This is a genomic window from Lewinella sp. 4G2 (assembly GCF_001625015.1).
Taxonomy (GTDB): domain Bacteria; phylum Bacteroidota; class Bacteroidia; order Chitinophagales; family Saprospiraceae; genus Neolewinella.
Genome location: NZ_LVWJ02000014.1, coordinates 3,266,437 through 3,281,651, shown reverse-complemented (window position 1 = coordinate 3,281,651; position 15,215 = coordinate 3,266,437). Strand labels below are relative to the sequence as shown.

Sequence of the window (15,215 nt, the reverse complement as noted above, 5' to 3'; positions counted from 1 at the left end):
CTCCGGAGCTTGCGGAGGACTTTTGGACATCCGAGTGTTCGGAACAGTGGCCGGGCTTCAACCCTTCTACCCAGCTTGACTTAAAGTAACAGCGGCTTGACGTGGATTGCAGTGTTGGGCGGATTTAAGAATTATTGATTCCTCTTGCTAGTATTTCCCATTCAAAACTATTACGTTTCAACTCAAACATTTTTCGAACTACATTTATTGGAATTATGAACTTTTGGCTATATAGTTTTATGAATAGGTCCCAATCATCTTCAAATTGAATTAGGTATTCTTTCCCTTCTTTGGAAAGTTTGTATAAGCCAATATTTCCAACACCTTCATTCACTTGGGTTTGCATTTTATCTAGGAAAATGAACGTTGAATACCAATAATCAATCTTCTTTTCTACACTCCAGTTTTTATAAGTATCATGCATGAACTTATTATTTGTTTTTCTCGATTCCACCACTGCCAATTTTTGCTTAATGAAAGATATTCTATCTTGATCAGTTTGTATCAAACGATTAGCTAAATATAACTCTCCAGATTTGATCGCTACAGAATTCTGTTTAGAAAAGATTGCATAATTTTCATTCTCTACTCCGTAGTCTTTAATTACTCTATTGTAAACGTAGTAGTATTCATCATTATAATCCAAAACACCACCAATTAAATTTCGTTTCCTATCAGTTTCGCTGATTACTTGTAACGTTTTTTTATCCACATGAACCTCCACCAAAGGAATATCAACATCCTTGGAGCATTCATAGATTATCATTTTTCCATCGTAGTATTTTCTTTCAAATACTTGTACTTCATCGTAGCCTAAATGATTACGAGGTAGCTTATAATCCTTACCATTTTTATCTGTAATGTCCAAACTTCTCAAAACAATTAAATTAGTAGCTCTACGCCGATTCGTAAGTGTTCAAAATTTGCATTTCACTCTTCATAACACGAAGATCAAAGAAAGTATTATTTTGCTAACTATTATTCCTTTTACGGCTAACACGACGATGAACGATCGTATTCTAAGTCATAGTTTTATTCTTTCACGCCCAACGATTGCAGCCCACGCAGGCCGCGTCCTTAACTCCACTAAGATACCTAATCGGAACTAAAAGGCCACTGGGCCGATAAGCGAGCATGGCCAAAACTCCGGAGCTTGCGGAGGACTTTTGGACATCCGAGTGTTCGGACCAGTGGCCGGGCTTTGGACGTAATAAAGCCATCGACTCGAAGTCACAGCGGCTTGACGTGGATTGCAGTGTTGGGCGGATGATTTCACTCTTTAAGAAGCCGTGATGGCCGTGGATTTGGGTGAATAATTTAATACTGCTGACCATACTAGTATTTACCAATTAAATAAGTATCAAATTTTACCATGTAGTTTAACGTGATGCTCATCTTCATCCTCGTCTATATTTTGCTGACGCAACTCGTCATGATCATCGACCTTGGCTGAACTTAAGTTCGAACTAGAAAGAAGACAAGGTAGATTCATATTCATTAGTAAAGGATCTGCATTGAACCTAATTTCATATACGTATTCATCAGCTAACAAATAGAAACCGTAAGGAACATCAACGATTAAAGATGTACTTGCATATCCAACCTGTTTGTATAATTTTATTCCTCTAGAATAGAAATCATAAGGATCTCCATATTTTTTCTGTGCATTATGCTCTCTCTTGATTTTATACAGTTGGCTCTTTCTTTCTTTAGAATTTAAAGTATCATCTCCAAGTTTCCCAACCTCCACCGTTGCGCAAACTCCACCTTGCATCTGCATAAACAACTTTCCATACGATGTAGTAAGATCTACGCTACTCATGAGAGCCATTTTAAGTGCTAGTAAAGTTGCTAAATCTTTAGACTCTAAACTTTTTACTTTCCTACCAAAATAATTATGTTCATAAAAACTTGTATTTCCAGAAGGCATGAAATCGTAGAAATCTCCATCTAAATATTTCAGAGGATGATTAAGATAGTTTAGTAGATTTTGACGAATATTGATTCGAATCTCCTTACCACCACAATTATATCTCAGCAGGGATAAGAACTCTAGATGATTTGAGATAGTAGGTTTGATTGCCACGACGTAGTGATGCCCTATTTCTTTAGGAGGAGTTGTGACTTTGTATTTATATTTAAAAAAAAGTTGAGATAGCTCTTGCAGAATATCAATATACTCATCAGTATCTTCATACTCTAAAAAAGATCTATTAAGCTTCGAACTCAAAACTGATATATTACATTCGAATTGATTCTCATGCAAAACATTTAATATTTCATTTCGTAATTGCAGCTTGAACACTTCGAGATCTATACCCTGCAAATAGCTAATCATTGTTGACTGCAAAACATCAAATTGACCTGATATAAACAAGTCGTAATAGGCAATGCTACTTAAATAATCTTTAATCTTATTTAATAGATCAGAAAAGTTGACTGGCATAGTTTTTGAAATATCCATTTCTGTTGTAAGGTTTACTTGATTGTAAAGAATCTATTCGTAAGTCGCGAAGACGAATGAAAAATGTCTACTGATAATTATTATTCCTTTTGAGCCCAACACGACGATAATCGAACGTATTCTAAGTCATAGTTTTTGTTCTTTCTCGCCCAACGATTGCAGCCCACGCAGGCCGCGTCCTTGACTCCACTAAGGTACTAAACCGGAACTAAAAGGCCGCTGGGCCGATAAACGAGCATGGCCAAAACTCCGGAGCTTGCGGAGGACTTTTGGACATCCGAGTGTTCGGACCAGTGGCCGGGCATCCACCCCCTACCCTAATTGATTCGAAGTGGTAGCGGCTTGGCGTGGCTGCGATGTTGGGCGAGTAATATTATCATTTTCAAGATGATGCAACTAGCAAGTTTGATTTATTTACTTTAGCGATTTTGCATAGTATGGGGTGATTATAATATTGATTGCCCTAGGTTATTCTATGCAGAGTATTAGACTATCCATCATGCCTATATTTCTTTTACCTTCATTCAATTGCAACTTGGATTTCACGGACACATTTAACCCCAACTCGCTGATTGAGCCAAATTTGAACTTAAGCAGAGCTGAACAAGATTCTCCAGGGCGTAACTCATCCCGGTCGATCAAATAGATTACGTACGAGTATTGCATCTTTGAACAATCAATTTGACAATGCGATGCGTATCCGGTCGAGATAGGTGTTCTTCTTCCAGCTTCTCGAACTAAGAGTATTGTTCCTCTCAAGTCGCTGTTCTGAAAGTGCAGGGTATTCTTATTCCAGTCCACAATTTAAAATAATGTGAAATTTACTATTATGTTAAAGGTCTCCGTATTTAAAGTACTTTTTCTTCGTTCAACCTTAGGCTTTGTGCCTTACCATGATTAGTAAGATGGCGTAGGCAGCCTTGTACTCATTATTCAATTACAAGTCCAATTTGATCTTGCCGGAGCGGCTTCTGAAAAAGTGAGGTAAAGAAGAGATTTGATCTACGGACTTCGACGCTAGCAATATTATGAAGCTGAATCTGATGCATACCGCCTTCTTGTATTTTAGCTTTCAGCATGCGCTTCGCCTTCCTTCCATTCTTAACCCATTGAATTTTAAACAACGCTACAGTAGCTACTGCAACCTGTCTGGTTCTCATGTTTATGAAATGGACCTCAAAGTTATTCAACTTCACTCCGTATCCGCCTAAGATCCATATAGTTACCATACCAGACTGCAACTCAACAGTATCGTTGGATGACTCCAAATTCATCGTCATTTAGTCTTCTTTTTGTACCCAACACCAGCCTCTTCGAGTATCATCTACGGCATAATATTTATTCTTTCTCGCCCAACGATTGCAGCCCACGCAGGCCGCGTCCTTAACTCCACTAAGATAGTCAATCGGAACTTAAAGGCCACTGGGCCGGTAAGCGAGCATGGCCAAAACTCCGGAGCTTGCGGAGGACTTTTGGCCATCCGAGCGTGCGGACCAGTGGCCGGGCATCAACCCTCCTACCCTGCTGGACTCGAAGTGACAGCGGCTTGACGTGGATTGCAGTGTTGGGCGAGTACTTTTATTTGTTAACGAGGCGTAACCGCTGTCCTGTTAGGCAAATCATATTAGCATCTACCAAGGTGACACCTTTGCACATATGGTGTATTCAACACCTCTACATTGCTATACGAAAAGCAAATCTTGTCCCGATCGGTTCTCCATTCTTCATAGCCGGTTTTGTAACCTTAATTTGCTCGCCAATCTCAATGAGATATTTCTTGTGACTTTCGATGGCTGTCTTGGCTTTTACTGTCTTGATTGTGCCGTCTTTACTGATTTCAAGTAGTATCACACCCTGCCCTTCAAGATCAATCTTATATTTTTCCTCAGTCTCTTTAATTTTATTGTTCAGCCAAACGTTTTGCTTCTCAATAATAAATTGAAATTCAGGCAATGACTCTGTATGTACCGAAAGTTCCTCCCCATCTTCAAAATATTGTTTCATAAATTGGACTACTTTTCCTCTCTCATAAACCACGATTTCTTTTAGTTGCCCATTCTCATAAAACTCTTTACTTTCTCCATGATGTTTTATTTTATATGCTTCTAATTTGACCTCAAATGTTTCGACTGACGAATATGGTTTTTTGGCATAAAAGTCTATAACTGATTTCAAGCTCCCATCTTTATAATAGCTTTTATATTGATAGGAATTCTTTTCATCCAGCGTAACTATTTCAGATGATTGACCATTCAGATTCATAGAAATCACAACGAGTATGACTAAATAAATAAGTTGTATTGTTTGTCTCATATATTCATTCTAATTTTGAAACGAAATATTGGTGCCGCAGAAATTAGCCGATACTTAAAGTATTTTGTTTATTCAAGCACTTAGTTCGGCAACCGACTTCGAATGCTCATCATTATTCCGTTTCGCCCAACGATTGCAGCCCACGCAGGCCGCGTCCTTGACTCCACTAAGATACTAAACCGAAACTGAAAGGCCACTGGGCCGATAAGCGAGCATGGCCAAAACTCCGGAGCTTGCGGAGGACTTTTGGACATCCGAGTGAACGGACCAGTGGCCGGTCTTAGGACGTAATAGAGCCGTCGACCCGAAGTGATAGCGGCTTGACGTGGATTGCAGTGTTGGGCGGATGTTATCTTCTTAAGATAATCGATCTCTTTGTCTCTTCAAGATCAGCATACTCTGCCCTATCGTAATTCGTGACTAATTTGTTATTAATAAGGTACTCAACAATGCCTGACGAAATAAATTCCTTTTTTTCTAAATCGTACATGGCTAAGTATCTATTTATCAAACTTTTCGAAAACTTTTCGTGGTTTCCGTTTATAGCGTAGCCTTGATGGGCTCTTTCTAAATGGTATTTATAAAGTTTGATAAGAAAGTTAGTCACTTCATACTCGTATATATCAGTATTAACTAATTCGCTGTAAAATTGAAGTTCGAATTTGCTAAATTCTGAATTAAGGTTATCCGAAAGAGATAAATGGCCGAACGTTACTGAACCAAGTCTATCTATAAATTCTTCTTGATAAAACTGTCTACGGCTTTCTGTTTTTCGTGCTCTTTCGATTTCTTGTTGCAAAATCTCATCAACATTGACAAAATGTTTAATCAAGATAGTTTTGAATGTATCAATTGCATTTTCATCCTGACAAGTCATATAAAAGTTTCCAATGTCTTGTTTAACATATTGCTTTACAACACTATCAACTAAAGAAGCAGAAATTGATTCATCAACGTGTAATATGACCGCAACGCTGTCTCTTAGCCTTTCCGGAAGCTTTACTCTATGTTGAGCTACCTTTAGCCATATTTCATGCATATTACTTAATGATTTCGCCCTATAACCGTGCGAATATTTTATCTGAGTATCACCAACATTTGTAACTGGACCAATGTAGGTTGGCAACCATAATTGTTTCGCGGGGTAATCAGATTCTATATAACTACAATAAGGCAAGTTGATATCTAAACCAGTGCTATTGTAATAATCAATTTTCTGATGCTTGATACTATTATTTACTCGCTGAAGCGTATAGGCTATTGAATCCTCGAAAGAAAGCTCTAAAGTTGTAAAATTCTCTATCCCGTATTTACGGATACCATGGCCACTTGGTAGATAAATTATACTATCTTTTAGAGATAATTTCCCTTGACCTACCCTTTCGTTTAAGTAATATAAATAGACTACCGAATCATTGACTATCTCAATATGTTGTACATCTAAATCACTTTGAGTTAATAGCTTCTCAACATGGTAATGGCCGTTTAGGTCTAATTTTCTCTCGCAACTCCATGAAGTGATAAGGATTAGAAGTACTGCTATTTGGATAATTACTTTTGCCATACTAAATTCAGAAGTGAGCTATAGATTTTACTATTCTTTTTAGCCCAACACAACGATGAACGAACGTATTCTAAGTCAAAGTATTTGTTCTTTCTCACCCAACGTGACGATGATCGAACGTATTCTAAGTCATTGTATTTATTCTTTTACGCCCAACGATTGCAGCCCACGCAGGCCGCGTCCTTAACTCCACTAAGATACTCAATCGGAACTAAAAGGCCACTGGGCCGATAAGCGAGCATGGCCAAAACTCCGGAGCCTGCGGAGGACTTTTGGACATCCGAGTGTTCGGACCAGTGGCCGGACTCTGGACGTAATAGAGACATCGATTCGAAGTGGCAGCGGCTTGACGTGGATTGCAGTGTTGGGCGAGTAATAATATTTTCTTTAATTTTGACTTCAATTAATCCCTATATTGAAAATAGAATTCCTGTGCAATCTCTCGATTCTGGATCATAAAAAACCATTCTATCATCCGATTTAAGTAGATTGAATCATCATGTTACACGAATAATTACTTAGTGCTTTAACCGTTGTCATTTACTCAACCCAATTTTGATATTCGTTTGTCGTTTCGAGCCATGGTGCTCTTTTCTTTTACTAATCGTTGCGCATATTTACTTAAATATTCTCTTTTGTCTTTCTGTGCAACTCTACTATATTTATTGAAGTAATCTTCATTTATCTCACTCCATATTTGCAAACACATCATTCTTCCGTGTTCACTATTTTCCTTCCATGTTTTTAGTAGTAGTGGATTAATTTCATTATAAGCTAATTTGTGTAATGATCTCAGAGAACATCTTCTCACGTATTCATCTTCATCGTTATAATACTTTAACAGTAATTCAATAGCGACACTCTTGTTATCGATTTTATACAATGAAGCTGCAAACTGCGATTTAGCATCTGGAAGTTTTAATTTCAAACCCCTGTTACTAAGTATTTGTAATTGTTTTTGAGTCATTCCAATTTGACTAACTTCTTCATTTCCTTTATTAAACCAATTTAGAATTATTCCAATATCCCACTGTTGAGCAATGAGGAAAATTATATTGTCTAAATGTTTTTCTTCCAAGGTTTCGAACTCTAATTGATTGAATGCTTTTTCAAGATTGTGTTCTACTCGATTCCAATTTGGAAAAGACGGACTGTCAGCGTTCCCATGAACTATTTGTTCTCGGGAATAGAATTTTTGAGCCCATTCCCAAAATTCTTCAATATCCTTCTGAATAGCATATTCTATTTGTTTCTTAATATTCACTTTCTCTATATTCCTCTACTAATTGACAGCTAACATTAAAGTTCTCCAACGTCATCTAGGTCAAAATTTAATTCGATTTCGCCCAACGATTGCAGCCCACGCAGGCTGCGTCCTTGACTCCACTAAGATAATCAATTGGAACTGAAAGGCCACTGGACCGATAAGCGAGCATGTCCAAAACTCCGGAGCTTGCGGAGGACTTTTGGACATCCGAGTATTCGGACCAGTGGCCGGGCTTTGAACGTAATAAGGCCTTCGACTCGAAGTGACAGCGGCTTGACGTGGATTGCAGTGTTGGGCGGATTATATTAATATATAGGACTATTAATTTTCATCCGATATTTCAAGCCTATATTCAAATTTGAACTTCGCAAATGATTTCCGAACAAACTCATTGAACAAAACAATTGAATCCTGTCTACTTGAAATTTTAAAGTAATTTATGTTGAACTCGTTTGATAGGGAATTATCAAAAATTGACTCGCCTCCGGAAATGGTTCCAAGCAAAAGAGCAGTATTCGGTTGAACGACACCAGAAATGACTCCATCCATAGTAGTTGATGTTGTCAAATATAGCTCGCTGTCATAATCTACACTTGGCCTATATTTTCCGATGCCACATTTATAGACAATCCAAGTATTGTCATCATTACTAAATATTTGATTCTCCACATTATCATCAATTCTAAACTCAACTAACATTGGAGATGAAGTAGAATTAACCACTAATATCCTATTCATCCATGAACAGCTTATTACGATGCAAGTAATAAGCAAAATTAGCGTAACATTTAATAATTTTTTCATATCAGAAGTATTAGGCACCAAAATGGCTGAATTCTTCGGAAAAAAGTAAGGACTTTAGTGACACAAATTCCAATTTTTCTTTTAATTGAGTTGAAACAAAAAGATGATGTCTGTACTGCCATACATCACATTCATGCGTATTTGCCATTTTAATGTTATCGGGATTTATGTGTTGCTTAATTTCCAATTTGTAAAAGTCTCCCCATGATTAATTAGTAGATACTCTAATAATTTTAATCGGACTTACCGTAAGCTCATCCGATAGTAATGCATCAAAGGCAGGTAGTAATTTTTCGTGAATTATAGTGTAATCTGACCCGACCATTAAGTCTGTAAAATTATCATAGTTTATTATTCTGTAAGTTTCGAAATCAATTTTCCATAAATTAATTTGAGATATTTCCTTATTATAAACATGATAGATCATTTTCTTAATTGTTTTTTACGACCAACACAACGGTGAACGAACGTATTCTAAGTCATAGTATTTATTCGATTACGCCCAACGATTGCAGCCACGCAGGCCGCGTCCTTGACTCCACTAAAATAATCAATCGGAACTAAAAGGCCACTGGGCCGGTAAGCGAGCATGGCCAAAACTCCGGAGCCTGCGGAGGAATTTTGGACATCCGAGTGTTCGGGCCAGTGGCCGGGCATCAACCCTTCTACCCTACTTGATTCGAAGTAACAGCGGCTTGACGTGGATTGCAGTGTTGGGCGAATAATTCTATTCGTTATGGAACTGTGTTGGCTTTGATGGCTATCAAGTTGGACGAATGTTTACATTTGAAATGGAGTATATTCCATATCTGTCGTTGATTTCATTAGCTGTCCACCTTTGTACTTAATCTTTGTGAGAGTTGAATACCAATACGATAAATCCCAGGTTAGCCCAGCTTCAAAATAAGACCATCTTCCATGTTTCTCTCCATTCCGATATCTCCCCTTAACTAGCAAATCGCCTTTTAGACTGTAAACTTGGAATCCTCCATTCAGCTTTCCATTTTTGATTGAAAATAATATGCCAGGTAAGTTAGGCTTTAGGTCTTTTCTTATTTCATCGTGCGTTGATTTATTTTGTCTAAAATGATAATCTCCATCTTTGCCCATAGTCAAGGTATTGAGTAGTGTTAGCCAATACTTGAAAATCGTTGGGTTAGCTCTTCTTGAAATATTCCTAGCGCAATCTTCACGGGCGGTATAGTATCTGTCACCTTGCAGCATAGCTGTTATGATTGATTCCCCTCCAATTTCATCAAAGTAACCACAAGCATCAGTTCCAATATTTGTTACAACCTCTATTGATTTTATCGCCGTATCAGTATATACATGGTTGATAGAATACTTCAATATCACTTTACTATCATCTAAAATGTAATAGTCAACCAAAGTACCATGGAAAACAATTAACTCTTGTGTTTCCCTGCTTTGCGAAATTTGAGGCGGGACAATAACATCAAGTAATTTACTTGGTAGTGGAAGGTTAACTGTAGGTTGTAGACAACTACAACATTTCAAATTATAACAGCATCCAATTATTATCAAAAAAATTACGTAGAATCTTATTAAGCAACTATGCATACTGGATATCATTTTCTGAACCAAAAGATTACTCTTTAATCATAATTTTGACATGTCTTAAAGTTTTGATGTCAATACAATTTTCTACGACCAAAGGAATCCGCACAATTTTATAATCGATGAATCAAAATATTTTAGACTTTTCAAGCCATCGTTGTTAATGCTTCGTTCTAGCCTTATACAGAGATGAACGAAAGTATTCTAAATCATAGTATTTATACTTTCACGCCCAACACGACCATGAACGAACGTATTCTAAGTCATTGTATTTATTCTTTTACGCCCAACGATTGCAGCCCACGCAGGTCGCGCCCTTGACTCCACTAAGATACTCAATCGGAACTAAAAGGCCACTGGGCCGATAAGCGAGCATGGCCAAAACTCCGGAGCTTGCGGAGGGCTTTTGGCCATCCGAGTGTTCGGCCCAGTGGCCGGGCTTGCACCCTTCTACCCTGCTTGACTCGAAGTGACAGCGGCTTGACGTGGATTGCAGTGTTGGGCGAGTAATTCTATTCGATATGGAGCTATGATGGCTGTTGAGTTGGGCGCAACTGGTGAACTGAAAAGATCCAGCAAACTCAGTCATTCTAAAACGGTAGGTCTTGATCTTTTTTCTCTGAATCGATCTTAGTTTGATTATCATCTTTTTTGCGATGCTCATCCGAATTATTATTCATCAATTCATTTTCATCTTTTTGATCATCCTGAATCATTATCCCGTATGGATATCCTCCAGAAGTAAAACCTGCTATAAATTGAAATTCTCCAACTTCTTTAGCATAAATTTCTTCAGCACCTTTTCTAATTATTTTTGCGTTCTTCTTTTTCCTCATATATCTCGTACTTTAAATAAATAATATCACGTGATAAACTAAAGTCAATACTTTTTATATTGTGATAAAATCATCTCTGCCCAACTCACTTTTTCTGAGAATGCTTCATTCTCATGCTCAAAATAGCCATTAGTAAATTCATTAATAAATTTCTTGCTACTCAACCAATTCTTCACTTTAGTCACATTTTTACCAAACTGATAAAAGCCTTCGATTATGTTATTTTCAAAAATTAATTTACTCTGATTACAAATGAAATTAGATAGATGCTTGTACTTATATTTACAACTTATATTATCGACCACTTCAATCAATTTCTCTACATCATTTGAGTAATATATAAGTGTAGTAAAATAGTCCATGAAGTTTTCTTCAGCTATTTCACTGCCATCTGTTAAGATTTCATATACCAAGCATTTATTAAAATTACTTATGGCTCTAAATTCATCAGCTGGCCATTCCGTCCATTTTCCCATCTCAAGTCTATCATACAGAATCCAAATCTCATAAGGAGTTCTATACTCTGCGGTCAACTCTAAAATTCTTGGAATAAAATGCTTTAGATCAGTGATACTTCCCCAAGTTGAAAGTACCTTTCCTGTAAACAAAGAAAGATCGCCATCATTCAACTCAGTCAAAGGTTTCTGAAATAGAGCAGCATTCCATTCTAAGACTGAATCACCGTAGTTACTGCTACCTTTCATATTAGAATTAGCAGGATATTTCGAAAAGACACGATAAAGTGTTTTGATTGATTCTTTCAGGTTACTGCGCATTTTTCAAAATTGGATAGAATTACATAACAATTTTTATTCTTTTGTTCAAATTTGTTCATTTCAAGGACTAGATTTTTTGATTGAAATAACAAGCTTGTTTTCGCGTATAACAGGACGATGAACGAACGTATTCTAAGTCATTATATTTATTCTTTTATGCCCAACGATTGCAGCCCACGCAGGCCGCGTCCTTGACTCCACTAAGATACTCAATCGGAACTAAAAGGCCACTGGGCCGGTAAGCGAGCATGGCCAAAACTCCGGAGCTTGCGGAGGACTTTTGGACATCCGAGTGTGCGGGCTAGTGGCCGGGCTTTGGACGTAATACTACAATCGACTCGAAGTGACAGCGGCTTGACGTGGATTGCAGTGTTGGGCGAGTTAGTATTCATTCCTTTCCCTTCCATCTTCTTATTATGAAATAATTGAAAGGGAAGGCATATTTTCCGAATAAAACTTTCCCATTCTCATAGTAAACACTAAGTCTATCAATCTTTTGAAATATTCTTTTGGCTTCTGTACATACAGATGGCATTCCAGGTCGGCTACATTCTGAGCTTTTTACGAATCCACTTTCGTCAATAGTCACCTCAAGCACTGTAAAGCCGTTTTTTCCGTTGAACTCAGTAGTATTGATTTTATTTAATTCGAAATTATCTAAAACGAACTTATTATAAACCTCTGGCTCTTCATAAATCTTTGCCAAATGATACTTCGAATTATCTAAGTATTTCTGATGCCTTAGTATGCCATTCTTAAATGTGAACAGTCTTTCGGCTTCGTATAACCAACCCCACCCCTGATGAAGATACTTATATTTCTTACCGATTGGCGCAATTACTTTCTGAGTGACCCAATGTGCATGGATACTAACAGGAGCACTTGATTCATTTGAGAAATTGCACGAAACAATACTATTGAAGAAGAGAGAGTCATTTTTAAGCTGCCACACACTATAATAACCTCTGTAACATCCAGTAGACCAGTTCTTCTCATAGTATGATATTTCATTATGTAGAACATCCTGTATCGGACCTATAGGCAACTGTGAATGTAAGTAAATTGTATCTGAATTAACTATTATCATATCTCCAGTTTGAGGCGTGCAGTACACTTGCAAGCTAAATAAGATGACCATTAACGTTCCTAGTATTTTCACCATAGTATCTTGTAGATGCAGCTTTGTGAAAGATTGGTGGTTATCGATTCAATTTATAATTTGATACTGTTCAATTAACCAATAAGTCAACATACATTACCTAGATTAATTTTAGCTATCGGTTAAATTTCCTTTACTCATTATGGATATACATACATCATCAGGTGCTACGTTTTAATCCTTTTTCGCCCAACGTGACGATGAACGAACGTATTCTAAGTCATAGTATTATTCTTTCTTGCCCAACACGACGATGAACGACCGTATTCTAAGTCATAGTATTTATTCTTTCTCGCCCAACGATTGCAGCCCACGCAGGCCGCGTCCTTGACTCCACCAAGATACTCAACCGGAACTGAAAGGCCACTGGGCCGATAAACGAGCATGGCCAAAACTCCGAAGCTTGCGGAGGACTTTTGGCCATCCGAGTGTGCGGACCAGTGGCCGGGCTTGGGACGTAATAGAGCAATCGACTCGAAGTGACAGCGGCTTGACGTGGATTGCAGTGTTGGGCGGATAATATTTTATTGATCTAGTTTTCCTTGACACTTTGCATTTGAACGAAACAATATTATACCTTTAAATCCCTCCATCTCAAACAATGATATGGAGACTATTACCGAATTCAATTACCACTATTTGAACTCTTTCAAGTATAGTAAATTCAATGAACTTCGCGCGGTTACCAAATTATATTAACTCATAATCAATAATGATTTCAGATGCGTGGGTTTCCTCAATTATCATTGCGATTAGCTCTGTTGCCAATTCTTGACTTTTAGTACTCAACTTAGACATTGAATTTTCTAATTGGAGTTTCAGAATTAATTGCTCTGAAGGATACCAGAACCCGATTGCGCTCTCTATGAATGAAGAACGCGAAAATGGCCGTCCGGTTAAGTATGACCTACCCTCTTCGATTAAAGTTATAAGAGTAGTAAGCGTATCAAATTTCAACGCACGAGCCTCTTTAATTAATGTATCAAACTTAGCTGCTTTTAACATAGGACCTATTAGTGCAAGGTTTCCTTTACCTGGGCCATAATCGCAATATCCAGTGATATAATTATAAACAACTTCATCATAAATCTCCTGTGAAATGATGCCGTCAATTGAGAAGTGTAAATCACTTTGAAGCATTAGTTGGTAAGTACCATTGCTTACAAATGCGTCATTTCTTTCTTCAAGTTCTCGTATTTCTATTATCCAATCTTTGAAATCTGTGAAGTCATTACTAATAAGTTCTGGCAATGCCATCCCATTTGTTGAACTTAGAAATACAGTACGTCTAGCCATCGCTTAAATTTTATTCTCTATGATAACGTTTCGAACAGAATACGCTTCCAAAACCTTACTTATGCCTAAGTTTTATTCGATTTCGCCCAACGATTGCAGCCCACGCAGGCCGCGTCCTTAACTCCACTGAGATACTAAACCGGAACTAAAAGGCCACTGGGCCGATAAGCGAGCATGGCCAAAACTCCGGAGCTTGCGGAGGACTTTTGGCCATCCGAGTGTTCGGACCAGTGGCCGAGCTTTGGAAGTAATGCTGCAATCGACTCGAAGTAACAGCGGCTTGACGTGGATTGCAGTGTTGGGCGGATTATAGTAATTGGATCACCCAAATCGACTCAAAGTCTCTAAGCCTTTTTCAACATGCTAATTTGGAATTTCAATACTTAGGTGAAGTTTTCCATTTAATCCTGCTTCAACAATCTTTTTTAAAGTCAATAGCTCAATATCTGATTTGTTATTTTCCAATTTAGAGATATAGTTTTTGGTGGTTCCGACCCTTTTTGCTAATTCTTCTTGAGTCAATCCAATCCTTTTCCTGATTGTCTTGATTTTACTGCCTAAATTGAGATTTTGATTTTCATCCAGATTACCAGCATTGTAAAGGAGTAGTGGATCAATATCATAAGGGTGAAACTTCGACTCACCACTAAAATCTTTTACATACTTACCTACACCGGGCCATCCAATTGTATTATCTATAATAGCTACTGAAGAAAATACTACATCGTCATTCAGTATCTTATCCACCAAGCTTTCTTTTCCCACTGGCTTGCCGTCAGTTAACAGTTGTGCTATATCGATTATTTTGCTCTGCCCATTATTGAATAATAATGAGATAGAGCGCCCTTTCACTGAGTTAATCTTCAAAACTCTTGGTATACTTCTTAGTCCTTTCATTTTAGTTAATTTTCATTGAAATATTCATCCCATCTTTCCATCAACTCTTCTTGATTTTCAGCTGCCCATTCCAAAACCGCTTTTAGTTGCTTCTTTGGTAAATCACCAGCATACTTTTCTAAAGATCGAATTTCAATCAAGATTTCAAACTCATTATATTGAGCATGAAAGTGAGGCGGTAAGTGATCTTTGTAATAGAGCTTGATTTTGATCGACCCTATAGTATGAACAGTTGGCATTGGAGGTATTTAACTCTTCAAA

The 15,215-nt window shown here is 37.6% G+C and carries 13 protein-coding genes; all 13 read right to left on the bottom strand.

Features of this window, described 5'->3' with window-relative positions:
* Window positions 1-124 precede the first annotated feature (124 nt).
* Complete coding sequence (locus A3850_RS13630; protein WP_068217458.1) at window positions 125-877, bottom strand: hypothetical protein; 753 nt, start codon at window positions 875-877, stop codon at window positions 125-127.
* Window positions 878-1,360: 483 nt separating this feature from the next.
* On the bottom strand, window positions 1,361-2,464 hold the full coding sequence (locus A3850_RS13625; protein ID WP_068217455.1) for a hypothetical protein: 1,104 nt from the start codon (window positions 2,462-2,464) through the stop codon (window positions 1,361-1,363).
* Between the two features lie 1,674 nt (window positions 2,465-4,138).
* Window positions 4,139-4,777 carry a hypothetical protein gene (locus A3850_RS13615; RefSeq protein ID WP_068217450.1) on the bottom strand — a complete coding sequence of 213 codons (639 nt, stop codon included), beginning with the start codon at window positions 4,775-4,777 and terminating at the stop codon, window positions 4,139-4,141.
* A 349-nt stretch (window positions 4,778-5,126) separates the two neighbouring features.
* Window positions 5,127-6,341: a hypothetical protein gene (locus A3850_RS13610; RefSeq protein ID WP_068217447.1), complete on the bottom strand. Its 1,215-nt coding sequence runs from the start codon at window positions 6,339-6,341 to the stop codon at window positions 5,127-5,129.
* Between the two features lie 544 nt (window positions 6,342-6,885).
* On the bottom strand, window positions 6,886-7,605 hold the full coding sequence (locus A3850_RS13605; RefSeq protein WP_068217444.1) for a hypothetical protein: 720 nt from the start codon (window positions 7,603-7,605) through the stop codon (window positions 6,886-6,888).
* Window positions 7,606-7,929: 324 nt separating this feature from the next.
* Window positions 7,930-8,412, bottom strand: a complete 483-nt coding sequence (locus A3850_RS13600; protein WP_157501173.1) for a hypothetical protein — start codon at window positions 8,410-8,412, stop codon at window positions 7,930-7,932.
* Window positions 8,413-9,192: 780 nt separating this feature from the next.
* Complete coding sequence (locus tag A3850_RS13595) at window positions 9,193-9,762, bottom strand: hypothetical protein (protein ID WP_157501170.1); 570 nt, start codon at window positions 9,760-9,762, stop codon at window positions 9,193-9,195.
* A gap of 818 nt (window positions 9,763-10,580) precedes the next feature.
* Entirely contained in the window at window positions 10,581-10,826 is a 246-nt protein-coding gene (locus A3850_RS13590) for a hypothetical protein (RefSeq protein ID WP_068217435.1), read from the bottom strand.
* A gap of 44 nt (window positions 10,827-10,870) precedes the next feature.
* Window positions 10,871-11,602, bottom strand: coding sequence for a hypothetical protein (locus A3850_RS13585; protein WP_157501167.1), 732 nt, complete (start codon window positions 11,600-11,602; stop codon window positions 10,871-10,873).
* 388 nt (window positions 11,603-11,990) lie between these two features.
* On the bottom strand, window positions 11,991-12,740 hold the full coding sequence (locus tag A3850_RS13580) for a hypothetical protein (RefSeq protein ID WP_157501164.1): 750 nt from the start codon (window positions 12,738-12,740) through the stop codon (window positions 11,991-11,993).
* 711 nt (window positions 12,741-13,451) lie between these two features.
* A complete protein-coding gene (locus tag A3850_RS13575; RefSeq protein ID WP_157501161.1) occupies window positions 13,452-14,057 on the bottom strand; it encodes a hypothetical protein in 606 nt (201 codons plus the stop codon).
* A 363-nt stretch (window positions 14,058-14,420) separates the two neighbouring features.
* On the bottom strand, window positions 14,421-14,954 hold the full coding sequence (locus tag A3850_RS13570) for a helix-turn-helix domain-containing protein (protein WP_082921815.1): 534 nt from the start codon (window positions 14,952-14,954) through the stop codon (window positions 14,421-14,423).
* A 5-nt stretch (window positions 14,955-14,959) separates the two neighbouring features.
* On the bottom strand, window positions 14,960-15,193 hold the full coding sequence (locus tag A3850_RS13565) for a DUF4160 domain-containing protein (RefSeq protein WP_068217422.1): 234 nt from the start codon (window positions 15,191-15,193) through the stop codon (window positions 14,960-14,962).
* Window positions 15,194-15,215 lie beyond the last annotated feature (22 nt).